General features: G+C 56.5%; 25 protein-coding genes. 16 read left to right on the forward strand and 9 right to left on the reverse strand.

Going from position 1 to position 23,289, the window contains the following annotated elements:
- Positions 1-24: 24 nt before the first annotated feature.
- Positions 25-1,074 (reverse strand): Glu/Leu/Phe/Val dehydrogenase, encoded by a 1,050-nt coding sequence (locus tag ACRZ9U_RS11800; RefSeq protein WP_170408314.1) that lies wholly within the window; start codon positions 1,072-1,074, stop codon positions 25-27.
- Between the two features lie 129 nt (positions 1,075-1,203).
- Between ACRZ9U_RS11800 and ACRZ9U_RS11805 the strand changes: the two genes are divergently transcribed.
- The 13 genes from ACRZ9U_RS11805 to ACRZ9U_RS11865 all read left to right on the forward strand — a co-directional run bounded on the left by ACRZ9U_RS11805 (position 1,204) and on the right by ACRZ9U_RS11865 (position 12,161).
- Positions 1,204-1,665, forward strand: coding sequence for an Lrp/AsnC family transcriptional regulator (locus ACRZ9U_RS11805; RefSeq protein ID WP_170408315.1), 462 nt, complete (start codon positions 1,204-1,206; stop codon positions 1,663-1,665).
- Positions 1,666-1,724: 59 nt separating this feature from the next.
- Positions 1,725-2,588: a branched-chain amino acid aminotransferase gene (locus ACRZ9U_RS11810; RefSeq protein WP_170408316.1), complete on the forward strand. Its 864-nt coding sequence runs from the start codon at positions 1,725-1,727 to the stop codon at positions 2,586-2,588.
- A gap of 73 nt (positions 2,589-2,661) precedes the next feature.
- Positions 2,662-3,117, forward strand: a complete 456-nt coding sequence (locus ACRZ9U_RS11815; RefSeq protein ID WP_074736907.1) for a universal stress protein — start codon at positions 2,662-2,664, stop codon at positions 3,115-3,117.
- 9 nt (positions 3,118-3,126) lie between these two features.
- On the forward strand, positions 3,127-3,720 hold the full coding sequence (locus tag ACRZ9U_RS11820) for a 2-hydroxychromene-2-carboxylate isomerase (protein ID WP_170408317.1): 594 nt from the start codon (positions 3,127-3,129) through the stop codon (positions 3,718-3,720).
- Positions 3,721-3,789: 69 nt separating this feature from the next.
- Entirely contained in the window at positions 3,790-4,353 is a 564-nt protein-coding gene (locus tag ACRZ9U_RS11825; RefSeq protein WP_170395847.1) for a NifU family protein, read from the forward strand.
- On the forward strand, positions 4,343-4,933 hold the full coding sequence (tsaB, locus tag ACRZ9U_RS11830) for a tRNA (adenosine(37)-N6)-threonylcarbamoyltransferase complex dimerization subunit type 1 TsaB (protein WP_170408318.1): 591 nt from the start codon (positions 4,343-4,345) through the stop codon (positions 4,931-4,933). The genes ACRZ9U_RS11825 and tsaB overlap by 11 nt, the downstream gene beginning before the upstream one ends.
- An 11-nt stretch (positions 4,934-4,944) precedes the next feature.
- Complete coding sequence (locus ACRZ9U_RS11835; RefSeq protein WP_480886320.1) at positions 4,945-5,361, forward strand: GNAT family N-acetyltransferase; 417 nt, start codon at positions 4,945-4,947, stop codon at positions 5,359-5,361.
- Between the two features lie 135 nt (positions 5,362-5,496).
- Positions 5,497-6,495 carry a BMP family lipoprotein gene (locus ACRZ9U_RS11840; RefSeq protein WP_170395841.1) on the forward strand — a complete coding sequence of 333 codons (999 nt, stop codon included), beginning with the start codon at positions 5,497-5,499 and terminating at the stop codon, positions 6,493-6,495.
- An 81-nt stretch (positions 6,496-6,576) separates the two neighbouring features.
- The gene (locus ACRZ9U_RS11845; RefSeq protein ID WP_170395839.1) at positions 6,577-8,106 is read left to right on the forward strand and encodes an ABC transporter ATP-binding protein; all 1,530 of its coding nucleotides are present in this window, start codon (positions 6,577-6,579) and stop codon (positions 8,104-8,106) included.
- 3 nt (positions 8,107-8,109) lie between these two features.
- Positions 8,110-9,204: an ABC transporter permease gene (locus tag ACRZ9U_RS11850; RefSeq protein WP_170408320.1), complete on the forward strand. Its 1,095-nt coding sequence runs from the start codon at positions 8,110-8,112 to the stop codon at positions 9,202-9,204.
- The gene (locus ACRZ9U_RS11855; protein ID WP_480901909.1) at positions 9,204-10,214 is read left to right on the forward strand and encodes an ABC transporter permease; all 1,011 of its coding nucleotides are present in this window, start codon (positions 9,204-9,206) and stop codon (positions 10,212-10,214) included. Before ACRZ9U_RS11850 ends, ACRZ9U_RS11855 begins: the two co-directional genes overlap by 1 nt.
- A 260-nt stretch (positions 10,215-10,474) precedes the next feature.
- Positions 10,475-11,395 carry a sulfite exporter TauE/SafE family protein gene (locus ACRZ9U_RS11860; protein ID WP_170395834.1) on the forward strand — a complete coding sequence of 307 codons (921 nt, stop codon included), beginning with the start codon at positions 10,475-10,477 and terminating at the stop codon, positions 11,393-11,395.
- Between the two features lies 1 nt (position 11,396).
- Entirely contained in the window at positions 11,397-12,161 is a 765-nt protein-coding gene (locus tag ACRZ9U_RS11865; RefSeq protein WP_170408322.1) for a TIGR02186 family protein, read from the forward strand.
- 3 nt (positions 12,162-12,164) lie between these two features.
- Here ACRZ9U_RS11865 and ACRZ9U_RS11870 read toward each other — a convergent pair whose 3' ends face one another.
- The 7 genes from ACRZ9U_RS11870 to ACRZ9U_RS11900 form a co-directional block, all read right to left on the reverse strand.
- Positions 12,165-12,893: an SDR family oxidoreductase gene (locus tag ACRZ9U_RS11870; RefSeq protein WP_480901912.1), complete on the reverse strand. Its 729-nt coding sequence runs from the start codon at positions 12,891-12,893 to the stop codon at positions 12,165-12,167.
- Positions 12,890-14,422, reverse strand: coding sequence for an AAA family ATPase (locus ACRZ9U_RS11875; protein WP_170408324.1), 1,533 nt, complete (start codon positions 14,420-14,422; stop codon positions 12,890-12,892). Before ACRZ9U_RS11875 ends, ACRZ9U_RS11870 begins: the two co-directional genes overlap by 4 nt.
- Before the next feature lie 60 nt (positions 14,423-14,482).
- Positions 14,483-15,121 carry an acyl-homoserine-lactone synthase gene (locus ACRZ9U_RS11880; RefSeq protein WP_170408325.1) on the reverse strand — a complete coding sequence of 213 codons (639 nt, stop codon included), beginning with the start codon at positions 15,119-15,121 and terminating at the stop codon, positions 14,483-14,485.
- 83 nt (positions 15,122-15,204) lie between these two features.
- A complete protein-coding gene (locus ACRZ9U_RS11885; protein WP_170395826.1) occupies positions 15,205-15,924 on the reverse strand; it encodes a helix-turn-helix transcriptional regulator in 720 nt (239 codons plus the stop codon).
- Positions 15,863-16,081, reverse strand: coding sequence for a hypothetical protein (locus ACRZ9U_RS11890; protein WP_152610760.1), 219 nt, complete (start codon positions 16,079-16,081; stop codon positions 15,863-15,865). The genes ACRZ9U_RS11885 and ACRZ9U_RS11890 overlap by 62 nt, the downstream gene beginning before the upstream one ends.
- A gap of 210 nt (positions 16,082-16,291) precedes the next feature.
- Positions 16,292-17,578: a crotonyl-CoA carboxylase/reductase gene (gene ccrA / locus ACRZ9U_RS11895; protein WP_170395824.1), complete on the reverse strand. Its 1,287-nt coding sequence runs from the start codon at positions 17,576-17,578 to the stop codon at positions 16,292-16,294.
- A gap of 111 nt (positions 17,579-17,689) precedes the next feature.
- Entirely contained in the window at positions 17,690-19,072 is a 1,383-nt protein-coding gene (locus ACRZ9U_RS11900; protein ID WP_170408326.1) for a 1-acyl-sn-glycerol-3-phosphate acyltransferase, read from the reverse strand.
- A gap of 145 nt (positions 19,073-19,217) precedes the next feature.
- Here ACRZ9U_RS11900 and ACRZ9U_RS11905 point away from each other — a divergent pair, with 145 nt between their 5' ends.
- The 3 genes from ACRZ9U_RS11905 (at position 19,218) to deoD (ending at position 22,341) form a co-directional block, all read left to right on the forward strand.
- On the forward strand, positions 19,218-21,185 hold the full coding sequence (locus ACRZ9U_RS11905; RefSeq protein WP_170408327.1) for a protein meaA: 1,968 nt from the start codon (positions 19,218-19,220) through the stop codon (positions 21,183-21,185).
- A 115-nt stretch (positions 21,186-21,300) separates the two neighbouring features.
- Positions 21,301-21,612, forward strand: coding sequence for an H-NS histone family protein (locus ACRZ9U_RS11910; protein WP_170408328.1), 312 nt, complete (start codon positions 21,301-21,303; stop codon positions 21,610-21,612).
- 18 nt (positions 21,613-21,630) lie between these two features.
- Positions 21,631-22,341: a purine-nucleoside phosphorylase gene (deoD, locus tag ACRZ9U_RS11915; protein ID WP_170408329.1), complete on the forward strand. Its 711-nt coding sequence runs from the start codon at positions 21,631-21,633 to the stop codon at positions 22,339-22,341.
- A gap of 12 nt (positions 22,342-22,353) precedes the next feature.
- Here deoD and ACRZ9U_RS11920 read toward each other — a convergent pair whose 3' ends face one another.
- A complete protein-coding gene (locus ACRZ9U_RS11920) occupies positions 22,354-23,217 on the reverse strand; it encodes a DUF1989 domain-containing protein (RefSeq protein WP_170408330.1) in 864 nt (287 codons plus the stop codon).
- Positions 23,218-23,289: the final 72 nt, after the last annotated feature.

Consider the following 23,289-nt stretch of genomic DNA (forward strand, 5'->3'; position numbering starts at 1 on the left):
CGGCGTTTTTCGTTCCGTCGGCTCTTATGCCGCCTGCAGGCTCAGCATCTCGTGCACGATGGATTCCGCAACTTCGTGCGGGCTGACCGCTTCGGCTTTGGCCCGTGTCAGGATGCGATCCATCGTCTGCTCCAGCGCCTGCAACCTACCGGCGACCCAAGCTTCACGCTCTGCGACACGGAGGATTTCCGTCGCCACATTCACGATACCACCGCCATTGGCGACGAAGTCAGGGGCGTAAAGAATGCCACGCTCGTGGAGCAACTGCGCGTCCCGATCGCTGGACAACTGATTATTTGCCCCTCCGGCCACAGCGCCGACTTTCAGTAATGGAATACTCGTTTCGTTCAGGATGCCGCCGATCGCACAAGGCGCAAAGATATCCGCTTCAACGCCGTAGATCGCATCGGGTGCAACGACCCGTGCCGCAAACCGTTCGGCCACGCGGGCCGCTTGCCGGGTGTCGATGTCAGTTACGATTAACTGTGTACCAGAATCGTGCAACAACTGGCACAAATGCTCGCCTACATGGCCAAGACCCTGAACCGATACCGTCTGGCCTTTAAGGCCAGAAAGCCTGAACCGGTGCTGCGCTGTCACCCGGATAGCATTGAATATCCCGCGCGCCGTTATCGGAGACGGATCACCGCTGGCGAACTCACCTTCCGCCAGCCCAGCCACAAATTCGGTTTCAGACCCGATATGCGCCATATCTGCAGGCGTCATACCCATATCTTCTGCCGTCCAGTACAGACCGTTCAAACCTTGAATCACGCGCCCAAAGGCCTGCAAAAGTTCAGGTGATTTATCCTCATGAGGATCCCCGATAATGACAGCCTTGCCTCCCCCGAGCGGCAGATCTGCCGCGGCGTTCTTGAACGTCATGCCCCTTGCCAGTCGCAAAGCATCGTCCAGGGCCTCGGCTGGGTGGCCATAAGGGCGCATGCGCACACCGCCCGCAGCGGGGCCACGTTGCGTTGAGTGGATCGCGATGTAGCCCAATAGACCAAGTGAGTTATCTTTGAATTCAACCACGCGCTCGTGCTCTGGCGCGTCTACGATGGTGATGTCCATTCTTCTCCTCCGGAATGCTTCCGAGAGTTTGCCACCTATCGTCGAGTGATTTTCACCCTTTTGTCACTATATTAGGGAAATTTTTGGTGCTAACATCTAAAATTGAAAACTTTTGTGGAGTTTTTCGCCATGGATGATATCGATTCCAAGATAGTCCGCGCCCTTCAAAACGATGGCCGTATGACTGTCATTGATTTGGCGGAGCATGTCGGGCTGTCCCCGACACCCTGCGCACGGCGTTTGGATCGGCTGCAGCGGGACGGGATTATCACCGGCTACGCCGCACAGGTCGACCCCGAGCGGCTTGGATTCGGCGTCACAATCTTTGTGTCTGTCGAGTTGGAGAAACAGGATCGCAACGCCATCGATTCCTTCGAAAAGGCCATTCGTCGCTGCGACGAGGTGATGGAATGCTACCTCATGACCGGATCACGCGACATTCTGCTGCGCGTGGTTGCCAAAGACCTCAATGCGTTTGATGCATTTCTGGAAAACCGGCTTATGAAAATTTCGGGCATTCGAAACCTACGATCAAACTTCGCTTTGCGCACAATGGTCAAACGCGAAGCGCTGCCCCAGCATCACGGATAATCTGCTGGACCTTGCGTCAGCCCCAACCTAGGTTTCCCCGAAGCTTGAGGGAGGGCGCAATGGCAGTCGGCAAAAACATCCGCACCTATTTCAACGGCCAATGGCATGACGGGGACGCACCGATCATGCGCGCTGCTGACCATGGCGCATGGCTGGGCTCATCGGTGTTTGACGGTGCCCGGTACTTTGATGGAATGACCCCGGATCTGGATGCCCATTGTGCCCGCGTGAACCGTTCAGCCGAGGCGCTGATGCTGACACCTTCTGTAACAACCGAACAGATGGTCGATCTGGTTTACGAAGGGTTACAGAGTTACGCACCAGATACCGCCGTTTACATTCGCCCCATGTATTGGGGCATCGACGGGGATCACACCGCCATCGTCCCTCAGGAAAACAGCACTGGCTTTGCCATCTGTCTTGAAGAAATCCCAATGGCACCCGAAACCGCCTCGGCGACGCTGACAACCACTCGGTTCCGCCGTCCTGTCCTGGAATCCGCTGTGGTCAATGCAAAGGCAGGGTGCCTGTATCCGAACAATGCCCGGATGTTGCAGGAGGCACGCAGCAAGGGCTTTTCGAACGCCCTTGTGGCTGACGCGATGGGGCATGTGGCCGAGACTGCGACCGCAAATATCTTCATGGCGCGCGATGGTGAGGTTTTTACTCCAATCCCCAATGGGACATTCTTGGCCGGGATTACACGCGCGCGGCATATTAAAAACCTGCGCGCCGACGGGGTAACCGTGCATGAAACCGTGCTGAGTTTCGATGACTTTCACGACGCGGACGAAGTGTTCATGAGCGGTAACATGAGCAAAGTGACGCCAATCACCGCGCTGGATGACACCCAGTATCAGGTGGGCCCAATCGCCCGTCGCACACGCGAGATGTACTGGGATTGGGCTGCAAGCAATTGCTGATCTGCTCCCTTTCTGTTTCAGTTGCCACTGCTTACCCTGTGGGGCATGATCCCGAAAACAAACGAGGACAAACATGCGCAAGTTCCTAGTCGTTCTGGACGACAGCCGTGAATGCCTGAACGCCATGCGCTTTGCCGCTATGCGTGCGGCACATACTGGCGGCGGGGTTACGGTTCTTTCGGTAATTCCACCGGACGAATTCAACCACTGGATCGGTGTTGCCGAGGTGATGCGCGAAGAAGCGCGTGAACGTATTCACGCCCATTTCGAGGTGTTCGCCAAATGGATGCGCGACAAACAGGGTGTCGAGCCCGAATTGGCAATCCGTGAAGGCGATCCGGTGGCCGAAATCATTGAACATGTCCAATCCGATCCCGAGATCGGCGTATTGGTTCTGGGTGCAGGTACTGACAAAAAAGGCCCCGGACCGTTGGTGACACAACTGACCCGGAACTCTGGAAGCTTGCCCATTCCTATTACTATCGTGCCCGGCGATCTGAGCAAAGAGAAGCTGGAAGCCATCACCTGAGGTGAATTTATGTCCGCGAAGCTGCAGTTCTGGTTCGACTTCGCATCGACCTATTCTTATCTCAGCGCGATGCGTATTCAGCAGGCGGCTTCGGAATATGGAGTTGCCGTAGAATGGCACCCATTCCTTCTGGGGCCGATCTTTGCTGAACAGGGATGGAACAACTCGCCGTTCAACCTCTACCCAGCAAAAGGTCGGTACATGTGGCGAGACATGGAACGGCTTTGCGCCGCGCGCGATTTACCTTTTCGGCGGCCTGAGCCATTTCCGCAAAACAGCTTGAAAGCAGCAAGGCTAGCGCTGGCGATCGAACCAGCTGATCAACGGGCAGCCTTTGTACGCACTGTCTATTCTGCGCAGTTTGGTTCCGGTCGTGATATATCGAATCCGGCGGTTCTGGTTGAGTGCCTTACCAAATCTGGCGTTTCGACTGATCTGATGGATCGGATAAGCGACCCCGCGATCAAGGCTGCCTTGTTCGAGCAAGTTACTCAGGCCAAGGCTAAACACATCTTTGGTGCGCCGAGTTTCGTTATTGGGGACGAGCTGTTCTGGGGTGATGATCGTCTGGATGATGCGATTTCTTACGCCGCCACAATTTAGAACGGTTCCAAATCTTGACTTCCCCCGCACGGACGCGCATATCAGGTGCATCTTAGACGGAGCCGCGCCATGTTCATTCAAACCGAATCCACACCCAACCCGGCCACACTAAAATTCCTACCCGGCCAGACGGTTCTGGAAGCAGGCACCGCTGATTTTCCAAGCGCCGACGCTGCAGAAAAATCACCGCTCGCCAAACGCATATTCGGTGTAAACGGCGTAACAGGCGTGTTCTTCGGCAACGATTTTGTCACGGTAACCAAATCTGATGACGTGCAGTGGGATCACATCAAGCCCGCAATTCTCGGTGCTGTGATGGAGCATTACCAGTCCGGCCAACCGGTTATGGGCGCAGGTGCAGAGACCGCCTCGGGCCACGCTGAACACACCGGTGAAGATGCAGAGATTGTCAACCAGATCAAAGATCTGCTGGATAGCCGCGTGCGTCCTGCTGTGGCTCAGGACGGCGGTGACATCACCTTCCACGGCTTCGACCGCGGCGTTGTTTATCTGCACATGCAGGGAGCCTGCGCGGGCTGTCCGTCCTCGACCCTAACGCTGAAAATGGGGATCGAGAACCTGTTGCGTCACTACATCCCCGAAGTGACCGAGGTTCGCCCTGTTGCCGTCTGATCCGACGATTTTGGCATTCGATACATCGGCCGCGCATTGCGCGGCCGCTTTGCTGCGAGGGGGCAAGATTATCGCATCGCACGCCGAGGCGATGACTCGTGGGCAGGCGGAACGGTTGATGCCCTTGCTTGAAGAAATCCTGACCCGGAACAATTGCACATGGCGGCACCTTGACGCGATCGGCGTCGGAATCGGCCCCGGGAATTTCACCGGCATCCGAATCTCGGTATCCGCAGCGCGCGGGTTGGCGCTTGGGCTTGGTGTGCCGGCGGTTGGGGTGTCGGGGTTTGATGCAGTTGCGAAAATTGCGCCCGACGGGCATCTCCCGGCGATAGCTGCACCGCGCGATCAGGTTTATGTGCAGCCTAAGGGGCGCGCGCCTTACCTAACCTTACGTCATGCCGCTGACGATATTGGTCCCTTGTATTTCTGCGAGGACCCAGAACAGCAGGCCCGTGCGATCGCCCAGGTGGCTGCTGGTCGTTGGACGACAGTTCAAGCGCCACCTGCTCCGCTTTATGTCCGCCCTGCAGATGCGGCCCCTTCCAGCGATGTACCACCGGTGCTTTTGGACGAATGACACCACAGGACATGGCAGAAACCCACGCCGCAGCCTTCACACAGTCACGTCCGTGGAGCGCTGAAGAATTCAGCAATCTGATCGCCAATCGCTTTACCCATGTTGTTGGCGACAAACGGTCTTTCGCCCTCATTCAAGTGATCGGCGAAGAGGCCGAGCTGCTGACCATCGCGACACACCCAAACTATCAAAGACGCGGGCTGGCGCGGCGCATCATGGCAGACTGGCACGCCAAGGCACGAGAACTCGGTGCAATGCGTGCATTTCTGGACGTTGCCTCAGATAACCATTCGGCGATCTCTCTGTACCAAACCTGCGGATACACGCCATGCGGCAATCGCGCAGCCTATTATCATCGCAAAAGTGGCCTAAACGCCGATGCGATCGTCATGGAACGCCCCCTGAGCGAAAAATATTCGCTTTTTTAGACCATATGGTCAAAAATGTGTTGACCGAAGCTGTTGCAAACAGCTTCAATTCCCGCCATCACAACAGGTATGCTCGCTCTGAGTGGGTACCGGGCGATTAAGCCCCGGACCGATAACAGCCAACGGGAGTAACAAATGACATTTATGAAATCCTTGATGGGCGCAGCCGCTGCGGTTGCACTAACAGCAGGTGCTGCTATGGCAGAACCGGCCCTTATCTTTGATCTGGGTGGCAAGTTCGACAAATCGTTCAACGAAGCCGCGCATAATGGCGCTCAGCGTTGGGCGGAACAGACCGGCAAAAGCTATCGCGAGATCGAGCTTCAGTCGGAAGCGCAACGCGAACAAGCGCTTCGCCGCTTTGCCGAAGCGGGCGCAAACCCGATTATCACAATGGGCTTCGCCATGGCCGATCCATTGGCTGCAGTGGCAGGTGACTATCCGGATACCAAATTCGTTGCGGTCGACGTGACCTGGCTGGAAGCCCCGAACATTCGCCAGATAGGATTTGCCGAACATGAAGGATCATACCTGGTCGGCATGATGGCGGCGATGGCGTCACAATCCGGCACAGTGGGCTTTATCGGTGGTATGGATATCCCTCTGATCCGTCACTTTGGTTGTGGTTATGCACAAGGCGCGAAGTCCGTGAACCCGGACATCAACGTTGTTGCTAATATGACAGGCACCACCCCTGCAGCATGGAACGACCCGGTGAAGGGCTCGGAGTTGACCAAAGCACAGATCAGCCAGGGTGCTGACGTGATTTACGCCGCTGCGGGCGGTACCGGTGTTGGCGTTCTGCAAACCGCAGCCGACGAAGGCATCCTGTCAATCGGTGTCGATAGCAACCAGAACCACCTGCACCCGGGCAAGGTCCTGACCTCGATGCTCAAGCGTGTGGACGTTGCTGTATATGACGCCATGAAAGCTGGCGAAGACGTCCAGACCGGTGTTTACACCATGGGTCTTGCACAAGATGGCGTTGGCGTTGCGATGGATGAAAACAACGCGGAACTGGTGAGCGAAGAAATGAGCTCGGCCATTGAAAGTGCCCGTCGCGACATCATCGATGGCAACGTAAGCGTTGTCAGCTACTACGAGAACGACAGCTGCCCTGCACTGCAGTTCTGATGTAACTGGGGGCGGGGGCCATGGCCTCCGCCCTGCACCACTCTGCCGCATGCGGCCCTTTCGGCAACCCAAGGACAAGATATGACCGTCCCCGCCATTGAACTCAAAGGGATTTCCAAAGCCTTTGGGCCGGTTCAGGCTAATAAAGATATTTCCATCAGCGTCGCCCGCGGAGCGATCCACGGGATCATCGGTGAAAACGGAGCGGGCAAATCCACGCTGATGAGCATCCTCTACGGATTTTACAAAGCCGACAAAGGCGAAATCTGGATCAACGGTACCAAGACCGACATCCCTGACAGCCAGGCGGCGATCGCCTCGGGCATCGGGATGGTGTTTCAGCATTTCAAACTGGTCGAGAATTTCACCGTTCTGGAAAACATCGTTCTGGGTGCGGAAGACGGTGGGCTGTTGGCTCCGTCGCTGGCGAAAGCCCGGAAAGAGCTGAAAGACCTAGAAGAAGAATACGAACTGTTCGTCGACCCTGACAAACGCATCGATGAGATCGGTGTGGGCATGCAGCAGCGGGTTGAGATTCTCAAGGCGCTCTACCGCAAGGCCGAAATTCTGATTCTGGACGAACCCACGGGCGTTCTTACCCCTGCCGAGGCGGACCAGCTGTTTCGCATTCTCGACCGGCTGCGGTCCGAGGGTAAAACAATCATCGTGATCACGCACAAGCTGCGCGAAATCATGGAGAACACCGATACGGTTTCGGTTATGCGCCGTGGTGAGATGACCGCCACCGTAAAAACAGCTGACACCAATCCGCAGGCCCTGGCCGAATTGATGGTTGGTCGCAAGGTCTTGCTACAGGTTGATAAGGTGCCTGCACAGCCGGGCAAACCGGTTCTGGAAATCGAAAACCTCAGTGTCACCGATTCGGCCGGTGTCGAGCGTGTCAAAGGCATCGACCTAACCGTTCGCGCAGGTGAGATCGTTGGCATCGCGGGCGTTGCTGGCAACGGGCAGTCCGAGCTGCTTGAAGTTTTGGGTGGTATGCGACCCGGGGTAGGCTCGATCAAACTGAACGGCGAACCTCTGGCGTTGCACGGCCCCGGATCGGACGGGCAAGCGCGGCGCGCCCGACATATCGCTCATGTCCCCGAGGATCGGCAGCGCGAAGGTCTGATCATGGATTTTCACGCGTGGGAGAACGTGGCGTTCGGCTACCACCGCGACCCTGCTTACAAACGCGGGCTGTTCATGGACAACGCTGCCCTGCGTGCCGACACCGAAGCCAAGATCGAGAAGTTCGATGTGCGCCCGCCCAATGGCTGGCTGACGGCAAAAAGCTTCTCGGGCGGCAATCAACAGAAAATCGTCGTTGCACGAGAAATCGAACGCAATCCCGATCTGCTGCTGGTGGGTCAGCCCACACGCGGCGTGGATATCGGTGCCATCGAGTTCATTCACAAACAGATCGTCGCCTTGAGGGATCAGGGCAAAGCAATCTTGCTGGTCTCGGTCGAGCTGGAAGAGATCTTCTCACTCTCGGACCGGATCGCGGTCATGTTTGACGGACATATCATGGGCGAGCGTCTGCCCGCCGAGACGGATGAAAAAGAACTAGGCCTGCTGATGGCCGGTGTTGCAGGAGAGGCCGCCTGAACCATGGAAAAAATGCCCAAATGGGCCGATGTGGTACTGATCCCGCTAATCAGTCTGCTTCTAGCCACAGTCCTTTCGGCAATCGTGATCCTGGCCATCGGGGAAGATCCGCTTGAGGCGGTAAATCTGATGGTCACTGGGGCCCTAGGGTCAACCTACGGCTGGGGCTATACACTTTATTACGCAACGAACTTCATCTTCACCGGGCTCGCGGTTGCAGTTGCCTTTCACGCGCGCTTGTTCAACATCGGCGGCGAGGGTCAGGCCATGCTGGGCGGACTGGGCGTTGCCATCGTCTGCCTATCGGTTCCTTGGCCGCATTGGACAATAGCTTTGCTGGCCGCCTGTGCTGCTTCGATGATCTTCGGTGCAGCCTGGGCCGCGATCCCGGCCTATCTGCAGGCGAAGCGGGGCAGCCATATCGTGATCACCACGATCATGTTCAATTTCATCGCTGCCGCTTTCCTGAATTACATGCTGGTCAACGTCATGCGCCCGCAAGGGTCGCAAGATCCAGCAACGGCTCGTTTCCCCGAGGCAGTGCATCTCCCGACTTTCCAGTCGATGTTCTCGAGCGCCGAAAACATCGTTTTCCGAGGTGCGCCTGCCAACATCTCGTTCTTCGTCGCAATCCTTGCGTGTTTTGTTGTCTGGGCGCTGATCTGGCGAACTCGGCTGGGCTATGAAATCCGCGCCTACGGTCATTCGGAAACCGGTGCCGTCTACGCCGGTATCTCGCCTGTACGCATCACGATTATTGCCATGCTGATCTCGGGCGCTCTGGCGGGCCTGATGGCAGTCAACAACGTGATGGGCGAAGCCGAGCGGTTGGTGCTGAACGCAACCGAAGGCGCGGGTTTCATTGGAATTGCCGTGGCACTGATGGGTCGGTCGCATCCATTCGGGGTATTTCTAGCCGCTATTCTGTTTGGGTTTCTGTATCAGGGCGGGGCCGAACTGGCGCTTTGGACATCGATTCCGCGCGAACTGATCGTGGTCATCCAAGCGCTGGTCATTCTGTTTACCGGAGCACTGGACAACATGGTGCGCATGCCGCTTGAAAAGCTGTTCATGGCGCTTCGGAAGGGGTCGGCCTGATGGATTTCTTCCTGACACTCATCCAGGTTCTGGATTCGACCATCCGACTGGCTACGCCTTTGCTGCTTGCCTGCCTGGCCGGACTATACTCCGAGCGCGCGGGCATCTTCGACATCGGCCTTGAAGGCAAGATGCTGATGTCAGCATTCTTCTCGGCTGCCGTCGCCGCCGTAACCGGTTCGGTGTGGCTGGGATTGCTGGCCGGGATCGCGGCATCTCTGGTCCTTTCGGCGCTACACGGGTTTGCGTCGATCACGTTCCGGGGCAATCAGCTGATCTCGGGGGTTGCGATCAACTTTCTCGCTTCAGGTATGACCGTTCTTGTCGCCCAAAGCTGGTTCAAGCAGGGTGGTCGTACGCCATCATTGTTCGGTGAAGGGCGGTTTGAATCTGCAGAATTCCCTTATGCGATCGGTCCGGCTGACGCCGAACTGACAGGCCGTCCGGTTTCCGAGCTGATGTCTGAAACCAATCCCCTGCATATGGCCTATTCCGAGCTTCTGTCTGGCCATTCCATTCTGGTGTACGTGGCTTTCCTTATGGTGCCACTGACTTGGTGGATTCTGTTCCGCACCCGGTTCGGGCTGCGTCTGCGTGCGGTCGGAGAGAATCCTGCGGCGGTGGATACTGCTGGAGTTTCGGTTGTAGGTCTCCGCTACGCAGCGGTTGCGATTTGCGGCGTACTTTGCGGCATCGCAGGTGCCTACCTGGCCACCGCGCTGCAAGCAGGCTTTGTGAAAGAGATGACCGCTGGGCGCGGATTTATCGCACTGGCTGCTCTGATCTTTGCAAAATGGCGTCCGTGGCACGCGATGTGGGCATGCCTCTTGTTCGGGCTGTTGCAGGCCATTGCCTTGCGGTTCCAGAACATCGATTTGGGCGGGGTCGTGATCCCGGTGCAGGTCATGGACGCTCTGCCCTATATCCTGACCGTGGTGATTCTTGCCGGGTTCGTCGGCAAGGCCGTACCGCCACGCGCAGGCGGCGAACCATATGTAAAGGAACGCTGATAGAGCCAGTTCAGGACTGCCCCTCAGTCCTGTTTGCTGCAAAGCGGCATACAGAGTTGATTTTGTATGCCGCAACCGCTCTAAGGGGGTATGGACGTGTCCCGCATCAGTTCCGCAGCCATGCTATCGACTATTTTCAGGTTGAGCCACGGAAACAACTAGATGGCCCCACCTGGCACGCGCGCTTCGTCTGTTGAGATTTATGTTACCAATGGCTTTGCCACACCGCGTGGTACGGCCTCTCCTGTCTAGAAGAAGCCATGCAGATTTACCTCCCGATTGCCGAAGTATCCGTAAACGCGTTTCTACTGTTTGGACTGGGTGGAATGGTGGGCATTCTGTCTGGAATGTTTGGCGTTGGCGGTGGGTTTTTGATGACTCCACTGCTGTTCTTCATCGGCATTCCGCCTGCGGTTGCGGTCGCAACCGAGGCAAACCAGATTGTTGCTTCATCATTTTCTGGGGTGCTGGCGCATTTCAGGCGCCGAACCGTGGACCTTAAAATGGGTACAGTCCTTTTGGTCGGAGGGCTGACAGGCGCTGCGTTGGGTGTTGTTGTCTTCAACTATCTCAAGAGCCTCGGTCAGGTCGATCTGCTGGTCAAACTTTGCTATGTCGTATTTCTGGGCATCATCGGCAGTCTGATGTTTGTCGAAAGCCTGAACGCGATTAGAAAAACGCGGAAAGGCGGCACGCCGCCTCCGAAACGACGCCAGCGCGGTTGGGTGCACGCCATGCCGTTCAAGATGCGGTTTCGGACGTCGGGCCTGTACATCTCGGTCATTCCACCGCTTGTCGTAGGCCTGTTTGTCGGTGTCCTGTCTGCTATCATGGGTGTCGGCGGCGGGTTTATCATGGTGCCCGCGATGATCTATCTATTGGGCATGCCGACCAAGGTTGTTGTCGGAACTTCGCTGTTTCAGATCATCTTTGTAACCGCCTTCACCACGATGCTGCACGCCACCACCAACTATACCGTTGATGTCGTGTTGGCGGTTCTTCTGCTCGTCGGTGGCGTAGTTGGCGCCCAAATCGGAACAGTCATAGGCGCCCGAATGCCGGCAGAACAACTGCGCGTTTTGTTGGCGGCTTTGGTACTTGTTGTCTGCGGCAAGCTGGCGCTTGATCTTCTTCTTCAACCCGCCGAGTTGTATTCGCTTGGCGATGCGGGAGGGCACTAAGATGCTGCGTCTGATTGCTCTTCTTTGTCTGATCTACATGCCAGCCTACGCAGCCGAAGAACAGGTTGTTCTGGGCCTAAGTCAGGATCGGGTGTCGATTACCGCCAATTTTGACGGGTCCGAAATACTGGTTTTCGGCGCGGTAAAGCGCGAAGCCCCAATCCCGGACGGTCCACCGCTTGAGGTCATCGTATCGGTGGTCGGCCCATCCGAACCTGTCACCGTACGCCGCAAAGAGAAACGGTTCGGTATCTGGGTGAACACCGACAGCCTTGTTGTTGATCTGGCACCAAGCTTCTACGCCGTTGCCACCAGCGCCCCGTTTTCCGAGGTTCTGACCCAGACAGAAGACCTACGCTATAAGGTTTCGATCGAGCGTGCCATCCGGTCGGTCGGTGCGGACATGAGCATTCAGGGCGCACAGGATTTTTCCGAGGCGGTCATCCGCATCCGCGAAGATGAAGGGCTGTACTCGATCCGGGAAAACACAGTGGCTGTGGACGAACAGACGTTGTTCCGCACATCAATCGACATGCCGTCGGACCTGACCGAAGGCGACTACAGCGCCCGTATCTTCCTGACACGAGACGGAAAGGTGGTCTCGACCTTTGAAACCTCGATCGGAGTACGCAAAGTCGGGCTTGAGCGATTCTTGTACGCGATGTCGCGTGAACAACCCATTTGGTACGGGCTCATGTCACTGGCCATCGCGATTGCCGCCGGTTGGGGCGCTTCGACAGCCTTCCGCCTACTGCGCGAGAACTGATCGTCACCCGCGACCGATATAGGGCATGGTCGTGGCCATAACGGTCATGAACTGCACATTCGCCTCAAGCGGCAGTTCGGCCATATGCAGTACCGAGCGGGCGGCATCCCCGACATCCATGGTGGGATCAGGATCGCGGCCTTCGGCAAGTGCCTCATCGACCAGCCCTTGCACCATCGGGGTGCGCGCATTTCCGATGTCGATCTGACCACAGGCAATTCCAAAACTCCGCCCGTCCAGAGACAGGCTGCGCGTCAGACCGGTAATCGCGTGTTTCGTCGCAGAATAATGCACCGAGTTCGGGCGCGGCACATGAGCAGCGATTGAACCGTTGTTTATGATACGCCCCCCCTGCGGCGCCTGAGCCCGCATCGCAGCAAATGCAGCCCGTGCACACAGGAACATGCCGTTCAGGTTCACATTGACCGAGCCGTACCAATCCTCAAGCGCGATCTCGTCGATGGTGCCACCAGGGGCAAAAATCCCGGCATTGTTGAACAGCACGTCCAGTCGCCCGGTCTGTCGGGTGAATGCAGTAAAGGCGTTTGCAACGGCATCCGGGTCAGTCACATCGGCAACCAGCGGGATCGCCGAGGCGTTATGCTGTGCCATAGCATAAAGTTTGTCAGCGCTGCGGGCCAGAAGCCCGACAGTCCATCCTTCAGACAGAAACAGCTCGGCGGTGGCGCGGCCTATGCCCGAGCTTGCGCCGGTCACGATGATCGTCTTCATGTCTCTTCCGCCTCCAATGTCAGGGATGGTGCCGCAACCGCACGCAGGTCATCCACACGCAACGGGTGGGTCGGTTTCGACAAGCGGTTCCGCACTACCCAGATTAGCCTCTCCTGTGCGCGGGTTATGGCCACATAAGCTAAGCGCTTCCACGACGGTTGCCCGGCCTCAGTACGGCCCATGCGGGCGGCTGCGTAGATGTCTGGCGCAAAGACCTGAACCGTGTCCCATTGCGACCCTTGCGCCTTATGGATCGTCACAGCGGCACCATGCAGGAACGTTGCCCCCATACGGGCAGCATAGGGAATGAACGGCTCCTCCTCATCGGGCTTTTCAATCTGCACGATCGACGCCGCCGAGACCTGAGGGTCTTCGGCCCCCATCACATGCAACCGCGAAAAACCCGGCTTGCGACCAGGGCCAAGATAGATGACCTGTGCGCCTTTGATCAGCCCGCGCGCCTCAAGGTCCAGCCGCTTTTTGCGGTGCTTCAACGGCAGCTCAATGCCGTCACAAATCAACGGTTCCCCTTCCAGTAGTTCAGTTTCCGGCGCGCCATGTACGGTGCGGAACGCCTGAATCAGCCGGATTCGGGTCGCATTGCGCCAGACAAGAACCGGGCTGCGCGCCATCAGATCAACTTCTACCCGCTGTCCCCAGACAACGCGGTCATCCTTTCGGGCAGTGTCCTCGATCAGACGTTCGAAATCCTCAAACCCCATGGCCGGATCGGATAGAGCATGGGCGAGGTCTAGGATCGGGTTATCCGCAGTTTGCCGATGCACGCGATGCAGGATTTGCTTGCGCGGCTCTGGCAACCCGTCAAACACCATCGAGCCCGATTGGTTGACCGGCGCCAACTGCGCCGGATCACCAAATAGCAACAATGTTGGGAAGATTTCCTTTAGATCCTCGAATTGTCGGTCGTCTAGCATCGAGGCTTCATCCACAAAACCGATATCCAGCGGCTCTTCCCGACGTTTCCAGCCGGTGATGAAATCCGAACCGCGCAACCCAGCAGCGGCCAGCGCACCAGGGATGGATTTGTTGTTGGCATAGAACGCGGCTGCGCGGTCCAGCGCTTCGTCTGTCAGCCCTTCGATCTCGGGCCGTTCGTCATTGCCCGCGAGCCATTCGGCGATCCGCTCGTATTCAGGGTCGTAAACAGGCGTATAAAGGATGCGATGGATCGTCGTCGCGGGCACCCCACGCAGCCGCAATACGCTGGCGGCCTTGTTCGTCGGCGCGAGGATCGCAAGGCTGCGCTTGTCGCGGAATTTGCGGCTTTCGAAATCGCCCGAGATCAGGTTGACCCCCGTCTCGGCCAAAGCTTTGTAAAGCTCTGCCAGCAACAGGGTTTTGCCCGATCCAGCCTTGCCAATAACGGCCATAACACCAGACTTTCCGCTGCCGGGCAGTTTCAGCAGAGCGTCGTCTTCAAGGTCTACTCCGGCACCTCGCAACATCTCGGCAATGTTGTCAAAAGCGGCAGCCTGATCTTCGGAAAATGTGACTTGGGGCAAGGACATGGCGCGACCCTACAGGGACGCGCCGCGCGCTGCCAGATGCCGATTGGTTTTTCCGTATGCTTATGCCGACAAAGCGAACCGGTGCTGTGCGCCATGGCCAAATGCTGTCTTGAACCACAGGCGCGACAACTCTCGCGGGATGCCTGCGCGGGCTGCTACACGGTTGCAATCATCCGCTGAATAAGGCCACAGGCCGACCGAGATCTGATCGCGCCCTTTCCCTTCGGTGCCCAAAACCACCGGAGACGATCCGATCATACGGTAGATCCGGATCATGCGGGCATCAAAAACGCCCGCTATGTGGGTCAGGCCAAACCCTTCCATCACCTCACCGCCGCTCAGCATGATGGCCCCGGCGGTATGAGCGCTGGCGTTGCGCGAGAGGCAAAAGCGAGTGACCTCCCAGATTAGTGGGCTTCGGATCGGACTGCACCCGGTGAGATGTCCGAATATGTCGTTCACCATGACCGGACCGGTCGTCGGTAGGATCCGCATGGACCCGCCATGGCTGCCATCTGCCTCTTCCCAAATCACATAGAGCGGGTTCAGGTCATCGTACTGATCCCGCTCTTCCCCCTTTTCATTAACCTTAACATCCCAGCCAAGGCGGGTTTTGAACTGATCCGCGCGATCCCTGAACATCCCCCTGGCCAATTCCGGAAAGTTATGCAGCTCATCGGCATACAAATAACGCAACATGACGTGTTCCCCTTGTCGTCCATAGTTGGAACAAAGGGGGTACGAACACGTGGTTAATTTAAGGTGAGACCACCGTACGGTCGTTAAACGACTATTAATCCTCTACTGAGTGCAGTGGCGATTGCATGAGTCGTATTTTGCGCACCGAGTTTTGAGCGTGCGCTTTCGATATAGGCCCTGAGCGTATGCTCAGAAATGGAAAGCGAGTGCGCCACCTGCGCTCGGCTATACCCCAGCGCCAGCAATGTCATTGCATCGATTTCGCGGGGCGAGAGCCCCCGCATGTTGTCCGGCTGCCGTTCTTTTGCAAATTCCAGCGCTTTTCGATTGAGGAAATGCGCCACCAATATGAGATCGCGGCCATACGTTTCGACAAATGCCTGCCATGCGATGTCATCGCAGCTGTTGTTGACCGTAAACAGCGCGAATTGCCCGCCTGGCCCCCGCAGCGGGATCGAATAGCCCTGATTGCCGACGCCATGTTCCTGCGCGTCCTGCAGGAAGGCCTTTACTGCTTTGCCCGACCAATTCAACTGTTTCCAGTCCACAGCGTGAAATCGCTGAAAACAACCCAGAATAACCGGATCAATACGATGATAATTCCTGTCTCGATACCGTTCATCCCAGGCATCCGAATAAGTCGTGAACCCGTATTGATCCCCGGCCCCATCAACCCAATGATATGTCATGTGGTCAATTTGCAGCTTGTCCCGCAACTGGACTGCTACGCTGGTCAGCTCGTCAAGCGTGCTGGTGCTTTCCAAATCCCCTAGGATCTGGCTCAAATCGAATTTTCTTCCCATTCGCGGGCGCGCAAGCCTCATCCTTTGAGGACGCAATCTCGGCCGCGGCGATCAGTCTTGTGTCGTCAAGCTGCTCGGCCAGCGCGCTCAACCCATTCGCCACAGCAAAGGCGTTGAGGTCCGACAGAACGTCCAAAATCCACTCATTTTGCGCCATCAGGGTGTCCCCGAAATAGTTAACGAAGGGTTAACACAACCATAACATGTGCAGACTAATTCGGCCTACTCGCTGCTTTCTACTCCCCAGAAATAGCGGGGTGCGATTTCTTAAAGCATTGAAAATGCATAATCATCGATAGAAACGATGAACACCCGCAAGGCGTGTTTGCGCCCTGCGGGTGTTGCAGCTGCTGTTTGCCTGAGACCGTTAGTCGCGGGCAGCCAATACTTCTTCAAGGGTGCGCATGCCTGTATGCGGAGCCTGAACCAGCACCGACATGTTGCCCGGCTTGTGTTCGTTGCGCATCATCTTCATGTGCGCCTCAGGCAGATCCTGCCAAGTGAACACTTCGGACATGCACGGATCCAAGCGGCGCTCGACCATTAGCTGGTTTGCAGCCGAGGCCTGTTTGAGATGCGCAAAATGCGAGCCCTGCAAGCGTTTCTGGTGCATCCACATGTAACGCACGTCGAAGGTCAGGTTGTAGCCAGTGGTCCCGGCGCAGATCACAACCATACCTCCCTTTTTCACGACAAAAGTGGACACCGGGAACGTGCTTTCGCCGGGGTGCTCGAACACCATGTCGACGTTCACACCTTTGCCGGTAATATCCCAGATGGCCTTGCCAAACTTGCGGGCTTCTTTGAACCATTCAGCATATTCCGGAGTATTCACCGTGGGCAGCTGGCCCCAGCAGTTGAAATCCTTGCGGTTGATGACGCCTTTGGCGCCAAGGTCCATCACAAACTCACGCTTGCTTTCATCCGATATCACGCCGATCGCATTGGCACCCGCAGTGTTGATCAACTGTATCGCGTAAGAGCCCAGACCGCCCGATGCGCCCCAAACCAGGACGTTCTGGCCCGGCTTTAGATCGTGCGGTTCGTGCCCAAAAAGCATCCGATAGGCTGTTGCCAAGGTCAGCGTGTAGCAGGCGCTTTCTTCCCAGGTCAGGTGCTTGGGACGCGGCATCAGCTGCTGTGCCTGAACATTTGTAAACTGCGCGAACGAGCCATCAGGTGTCTCATATCCCCAGATGCGCTGGCTGGGCGAATACATCGGATCACCACCATTGCAGTGTTCGTCATCGCCATCGTCCTGGTTGCAGTGAATCACGACTTCATCGCCGACTTTCCAGCGCTTCACTTTGTCACCAACCGCCCAGACGATGCCCGACGCATCTGAACCTGCGATGTGAAAGGGTTGGCCGTGGCCATCAAACGGGCTGATCGGCTTGCCAAGCGATGCCCAGACGCCGTTGTAGTTCACACCCGCCGCCATAACGAGAACCAGCACTTCGTGGCTGTCCAGCTTCGGGACATCAACGACTTCCAGCTGCATCGCTGTGTCTGGCTCACCGTGGCGCTCTTTCCGGATGGCCCAGGCATACATTTGCTTAGGAACATACCCCATCGGGGGGATTTCACCCATCTCGTAGAGGTCCTTTTCCGGCGCCTCATACGACGCGATACCGCTGTCGACATCCAAAGCCATGCTGGCCTCCTTTTTCCAACTGTTGCCGCGCCGCAGAATCGCGGCTTTCCAAAGACGAAATATTAGCCCCTGAGTAATATTGCAACCGTTTTTGGTATCTATTTTGTAATTTTATGACCCAGCAGTTGCAGAAAGACTTTCTGCACTTGCATCATTCTCAGCCCGAACAACGGGTTCTGATGCTGCCGCGTAATAAGCAAGCAGCTCTGATCGCTCGCCTGATGGGCGCAACACTCCAGCCTCACGACGCAGAATCCGTCGCTCGACCAACTGATTGATGGCATCGTCAACAGCCTCTCCATCATCCTGGGCAACCGCGTCGCCGCCCAACGTCAGCAAACGCGCCTTCAACTCCTGCTCTGACATCTCACCTTCTTCCTGAACCAGCCGACACGCAGCAGGCACTGGAACAAAGGGAATTGCGGCGCCGATCCTGCGCATCAACTCGCGGGCCAGATCGGTTGTTAGGTCCCGTTCGTGCGCGACTCGAAATTCCTTCAGGGAAATCGGTGTCGCATACCGCACCGAGGCAATCCCGAATCTCTTGTAGCGCCCGACGAGCTTGCGCCAAATCTGCTTGAGCGACCAGCGGGTGATAACCCCGATCCGCGCGCGGAAGCGGCGTTCACTATCCTTCGCTGCCGCTGTTAATACGGTATCTTCAAGCACCCGATCATAGTTCAAAGCAACCGGAACAAACACCACATCCCGCCCCTGCGGTTCGACTCCGTCAAGGATATACTTCAACAATCCCAGCTTGGGACGCCCCAGTTTGCCAGTCAGACTCAGCCCGCCCTCAGGGAACATGGCCTGCGTCACGCCCGCTTCGGTCGCGTGCCTTACATAGCTTGCAAGGACCTGTCGATATAGGTCGCTACCCGACTTGCGGCGAATGAAATAGGCCCCCATCGCGCGAATCAATCGACTTAGTGGCCAGACACGGGCCCACTCGCCCACAGCATAGGATAAGGTCGAATGGTCTGCCGCCAGATAGGTGACCAGCACGTAATCCATATTGCTGCGGTGGTTCATGACATAAACGACCGTCGCATCGGGATCGATACTGTCCAGCGCGGCTTTGTCCTCGTAACCCAACTGCACCTTGTAAAAGGCGTTGCTCAGCATGCGGGCAAAACGGATCGCGATGCTGAAATACGCCACTGTCGAGAATGAGGGCGCAATCTCGCGCGCATAACGCCGTGCCAATTCTGAGGCAACAGCGTCAGGCACACCTTCTTCTTTGGCATGCTGCTGCACCGCCCGGCTTACTTGCGGGTCATAGATAAGCCGTTGAATCATGTCATGCCGCCCCGCCAACTTGAACGGTTGGATCGGGCGCTGAAGGCGCTTGTTCAACCGTGCGACGGCGCGCTCAAGGCGGCGGCGGAAAAACCAGCGCACCGACGGAAACAAAAAATGCGAGGCAAATGTGACCGCGGCAAACAGCACGATCAGCACAAACAGCCAAAGCGGGATTTCCACAGTCTGCATCATTCGGGCACAGTGCCATCAAACGCGACCACCCACAATCTGCAGAAACCGTCGATGCCGCAACGCAGCGAATTGACATGTACTGAAAATTACTATTTACCACCATAGAACGTAATTTTGTTACCCACCGATCCGCGAGGCCCGACCCATGACGCAGTTGCAGAAAGATCGCCCCTGGCTCATCCGTACATATGCCGGTCACTCAACGGCCAAAGCGTCAAATTCGCTTTATCGTGCGAACCTGGCCAAAGGTCAGACCGGCCTATCCGTGGCCTTCGATCTGCCAACCCAAACAGGGTATGACAGCGATCACACTTTGGCGCGCGGCGAAGTTGGAAAAGTTGGGGTTCCGATCTGCCATCTGGGGGACATGCGGGTACTGTTCGATCAAATTCCGCTGGAACAGATGAATACCTCGATGACGATCAATGCGACTGCTCCTTGGCTTTTGGCGCTTTATATCGCAGTTGCCGAGGAACAGGGCGCGGACGTCTCGAAATTGCAGGGGACCGTCCAGAACGACCTGATCAAGGAATACCTGAGCCGCGGCACTTATGTGTGCCCACCAAAGCCATCGCTGAAGATGATCGCGGACGTGGCCGAATATTGCTACGATAACGTGCCCAAATGGAACCCGATGAATGTGTGTTCGTACCACCTGCAAGAAGCAGGCGCGACGCCTGAGCAAGAGCTGGCCTATGCTCTGGCGACTGCCATTGCAGTGCTGGACGAACTTCGCCCGCGCGTTCCAGCTGAAGACTTCCCGGCACTCTGCGGGCGGATTTCGTTTTTTGTGAATGCGGGCATCCGGTTTGTCACCGAAATGTGCAAAATGCGCGCCTTTGTGGATCTTTGGGACGAAATTCTGCAGCAGCGCTATGGCATTGAAGACCCCAAGTTCCGCCGATTCCGTTATGGCGTTCAGGTAAACTCGCTGGGGCTGACCGAACAGCAGCCGGAAAACAACGTTTATCGCATACTGATTGAAATGCTTGCGGTGACGCTATCCAAACGTGCCCGCGCACGTGCGGTGCAGTTGCCTGCATGGAACGAAGCGCTCGGCCTGCCTCGTCCCTGGGATCAGCAATGGTCGATGCGGATGCAACAAATCCTCGCCTATGAAACCGATCTGCTGGAATATGGCGATTTGTTCGACGGCAATCCGGTTGTCGACGCCAAAGTCGAAGAACTTAAAAATGGCGCACGAGCCGAATTGGCTAATCTCGAATCAATGGGCGGCGCGGTAGCCTCGATCGAATACATGAAATCGCGGCTGGTCGAGTCCAATGCCGAGCGCCTGAACCGTATTGAACGCAATGAAACCGTCGTCGTTGGCGTAAACAAATGGACCGAGGGCGAAGCCTCGCCTTTGCAGACCGAGGATGGCGGCATCATGGTCGTCGACCCGGCGGTTGAACAGGAACAAATCGGACGCTTGAACGACTGGCGTGCGGATCGGGATGACGCAGCAGTGGCCGCGGCGCTGCAAGCATTGCGCGAAGCAGCGCGATCCGGTGCCAACGTGATGGCACCTTCAATCGCTGCGGCCAAGGCCGGTGTCACAACTGGCGAATGGGCCGAGGAAATGCGCAAGGCCTACGGTACATATCGTGGACCAACCGGCGTCTCGGGATCTGTTTCGAACAAAACCGAAGGTCTGGAAGACCTGCGCGCAGCCGTAGATGCGGTAAGCGACCGACTGGGGCGCAGGCTGAAGTTTCTTGTTGGCAAACCTGGTCTGGACGGACACTCGAACGGAGCCGAACAGATCGCCTTCCGCGCACGCGACTGTGGCATGGATATCAGTTACGAAGGTATTCGTCTTACGCCCGAAGAAATCGTAACTGCGGCACAAGAAGACAAAGCGCATGTGATTGGTCTATCGATCCTCTCTGGCAGCCACCTGCCTTTGGTGAAGGACGTGATGACGCGGCTGAAAGCAGCAGGGCTAAGCGATATTCCCGTCATTGTAGGTGGGATCATCCCCGATGAGGACGCGGATCAATTGCGTTCCATGGGTGTATCGAAAATCTATACGCCGAAAAATTTCGAATTGAATGCAATCATGGGCGATATCGTCACATTGGTTGACCCAACGGAAATTGCGGCTGAATAGAAAAGCATATTACAGAAATCTCCATTTCTATTTCCGGTAAAATGGGAATAGATAGGTTCGGGTTTATTCAATTTCCCCTGCAATAAGTAGGGGAATAGCCGAAATGGAGAAGATTATGGCGATCGATCTTGAAAAAATGTCGCGCAAAGAACTGCTCGAATTGCGCAATCGGGTCGAAAAGGCGCTAAAAACCGCCGAAGTGCGTGAGCGAAAAGAAGCGTTGAAAGCTGCCGAAAAGGCGGCGGCGGAATATGGGTTTTCGTTGTCTGAATTGTCAGGAGACAGCGCTAAATCGGCAAAATCATCTAAAGCGAAATATCAAAATCCGAACAATCCGTCGCAAACCTGGACCGGGCGGGGCCGCAAACCGCAGTGGGTTCATGACGCAATCAAAGCCGGTACCGATATTACTGATCTGGAAATCTGATCGGGGGAAAGTGGCAAAATGACTATCCATATTGGAGCCCAAAAAGGCGAGATTGCCGAAACCGTTCTTTTGCCCGGCGACCCGTATCGCGCAAAATGGGCGGCCGAAACGTTTCTTGAAGACGTAAAGCTGGTAAACGAAGTGCGTGGCATGCTGGGGTTCACCGGCACCTGGAAAGGAAATCGTGTTACCATTCAGGGTAGTGGCATGGGGATGCCGTCTCTGTCGATCTACGTGAACGAATTGATCCGTGACTACGGCGCCAAAACTCTGATCCGGATCGGGTCATGTGGCGGGATGCAAGACAGTGTGAATGTGCGTGATGTTATTCTGGCGATGACGTCGACCACACTCAGCACCCCTTCGCGCGGGATCATGAGAGAAATAAACTTCGCCCCTTGCGCGGATTGGGGTCTTTTGCAGTCTGCAGCATTGGCTGCACAAGCCAAAGGTACGCCAACCCATGTTGGCGGCATCTATTCATCCGATGTCTTTTATGACGAACGCCCGGACCTGAACGAACAAATGGTTCGGCACGGTATTTTGGGTGTCGAGATGGAAGCGGCAGAGCTTTACATCCTTGCCGCGCGTCACAAATGCCGCGCATTGGCGGTACTGACAGTCTCGGACCACCTGCTGACCGGCGAAGCCCTGCCCTCCTCGGACCGAGAAAGCAGTTTTGGCGACATGGTCGAAATCGCGCTGCAGGCGGCGTTCCCGGACAGCTGAATTGCGCGATATCTAGCGCCCGTGCGTGCGGTCATATCCGTTGCGCGCGGGGCTGCGCCATCCCTCAAGCGCACCTTCAGCCGGGGCAAAGGTTTCTACCAGCAGGGGATAACAGGCTGCGGTATCCGATGAATGCTCGGACGAGCAATCACCGCCCGGGCACGCGCTTAGATTTCCCAGCAGGTCAATCTCGGCGAAAAACTCAAGATAGTCTCCCGGACGGACAGGTGAGGCTTTCATGAAATACTGCCCGGTATCACGCGTGAAACCGGTGCACATGAACACGTTCAATACATCATGTACCGCAGGCTCGGCTTCGGCCAAAGAGACGCCCAAATGATCCGCCAGCGCGCGTGTCAGATTCGAATGGCAACAGTGATGGTACTGGGATCCAGCTAGCAAATTACCGGTATAGGGATCACATCGGGTCCCGATCACATCGTGCACCGACCCGCCGAAATCATCGATTCCGTACCACCCCAGCGTATCTGCAATGATTGTCGCCATCGGTCGCATATGTGGAAAGCTCGACCACATGCGCTCACCCAGGGTGATATGTGTGCCATGCAACGCGCGCGTCTTGCCGGAATAGAACCGCTCGGAAAGGTCGTTGAGGTTCCACAGGTTTAGATCGCCAACTTGCGATCCTTCAACAGAAGTGATCCTAAAGAAATGCCCTGCAGGCACCTCAAAGCATCGCGCATCTCGCGGTGGCACCAACACCTCACCCGTTTTGTGCGCTGTATCACGCCCAGTTTGATAGAGCCCTAGATCGGGTTTTGGTAGCCCTTCATTCGGGTAGCAAATAACGGGCGCAATCGCGCGGCGCGCATCTGCATCCATGGGTGGGCGGGGAGTATTCCGAGATTCTGACATGGGCCGAGAGTGGCGCAGTTCGGCCCGGTGGGAAACCCCCAACAGCAGCTATTGCCCTTTCAGACACTGCGT

This window comes from Ruegeria sp. D7 (genome assembly GCF_056534355.1).

Coding starts and splice junctions, on each gene's coding strand:
- ACRZ9U_RS11800 (WP_170408314.1), bottom strand. CDS start 1,074: ATGGACATCACCATCGTAGACGCGCCAGAGCACGAGCGCGTGGTTGAA.
- ACRZ9U_RS11805 (WP_170408315.1), top strand. CDS start 1,204: ATGGATGATATCGATTCCAAGATAGTCCGCGCCCTTCAAAACGATGGC.
- ACRZ9U_RS11810 (WP_170408316.1), top strand. CDS start 1,725: ATGGCAGTCGGCAAAAACATCCGCACCTATTTCAACGGCCAATGGCAT.
- ACRZ9U_RS11815 (WP_074736907.1), top strand. CDS start 2,662: ATGCGCAAGTTCCTAGTCGTTCTGGACGACAGCCGTGAATGCCTGAAC.
- ACRZ9U_RS11820 (WP_170408317.1), top strand. CDS start 3,127: ATGTCCGCGAAGCTGCAGTTCTGGTTCGACTTCGCATCGACCTATTCT.
- ACRZ9U_RS11825 (WP_170395847.1), top strand. CDS start 3,790: ATGTTCATTCAAACCGAATCCACACCCAACCCGGCCACACTAAAATTC.
- ACRZ9U_RS11835 (WP_480886320.1), top strand. CDS start 4,945: ATGGCAGAAACCCACGCCGCAGCCTTCACACAGTCACGTCCGTGGAGC.
- ACRZ9U_RS11840 (WP_170395841.1), top strand. CDS start 5,497: ATGACATTTATGAAATCCTTGATGGGCGCAGCCGCTGCGGTTGCACTA.
- ACRZ9U_RS11845 (WP_170395839.1), top strand. CDS start 6,577: ATGACCGTCCCCGCCATTGAACTCAAAGGGATTTCCAAAGCCTTTGGG.
- ACRZ9U_RS11850 (WP_170408320.1), top strand. CDS start 8,110: ATGGAAAAAATGCCCAAATGGGCCGATGTGGTACTGATCCCGCTAATC.
- ACRZ9U_RS11855 (WP_480901909.1), top strand. CDS start 9,204: ATGGATTTCTTCCTGACACTCATCCAGGTTCTGGATTCGACCATCCGA.
- ACRZ9U_RS11860 (WP_170395834.1), top strand. CDS start 10,475: ATGCAGATTTACCTCCCGATTGCCGAAGTATCCGTAAACGCGTTTCTA.
- ACRZ9U_RS11865 (WP_170408322.1), top strand. CDS start 11,397: ATGCTGCGTCTGATTGCTCTTCTTTGTCTGATCTACATGCCAGCCTAC.
- ACRZ9U_RS11870 (WP_480901912.1), bottom strand. CDS start 12,893: ATGAAGACGATCATCGTGACCGGCGCAAGCTCGGGCATAGGCCGCGCC.
- ACRZ9U_RS11875 (WP_170408324.1), bottom strand. CDS start 14,422: ATGTCCTTGCCCCAAGTCACATTTTCCGAAGATCAGGCTGCCGCTTTT.
- ACRZ9U_RS11880 (WP_170408325.1), bottom strand. CDS start 15,121: ATGTTGCGTTATTTGTATGCCGATGAGCTGCATAACTTTCCGGAATTG.
- ACRZ9U_RS11885 (WP_170395826.1), bottom strand. CDS start 15,924: ATGGGAAGAAAATTCGATTTGAGCCAGATCCTAGGGGATTTGGAAAGC.
- ACRZ9U_RS11890 (WP_152610760.1), bottom strand. CDS start 16,081: ATGGCGCAAAATGAGTGGATTTTGGACGTTCTGTCGGACCTCAACGCC.
- ccrA (WP_170395824.1), bottom strand. CDS start 17,578: ATGGCTTTGGATGTCGACAGCGGTATCGCGTCGTATGAGGCGCCGGAA.
- ACRZ9U_RS11900 (WP_170408326.1), bottom strand. CDS start 19,072: ATGATGCAGACTGTGGAAATCCCGCTTTGGCTGTTTGTGCTGATCGTG.
- ACRZ9U_RS11905 (WP_170408327.1), top strand. CDS start 19,218: ATGACGCAGTTGCAGAAAGATCGCCCCTGGCTCATCCGTACATATGCC.
- ACRZ9U_RS11910 (WP_170408328.1), top strand. CDS start 21,301: ATGGCGATCGATCTTGAAAAAATGTCGCGCAAAGAACTGCTCGAATTG.
- deoD (WP_170408329.1), top strand. CDS start 21,631: ATGACTATCCATATTGGAGCCCAAAAAGGCGAGATTGCCGAAACCGTT.
- ACRZ9U_RS11920 (WP_170408330.1), bottom strand. CDS start 23,217: ATGTCAGAATCTCGGAATACTCCCCGCCCACCCATGGATGCAGATGCG.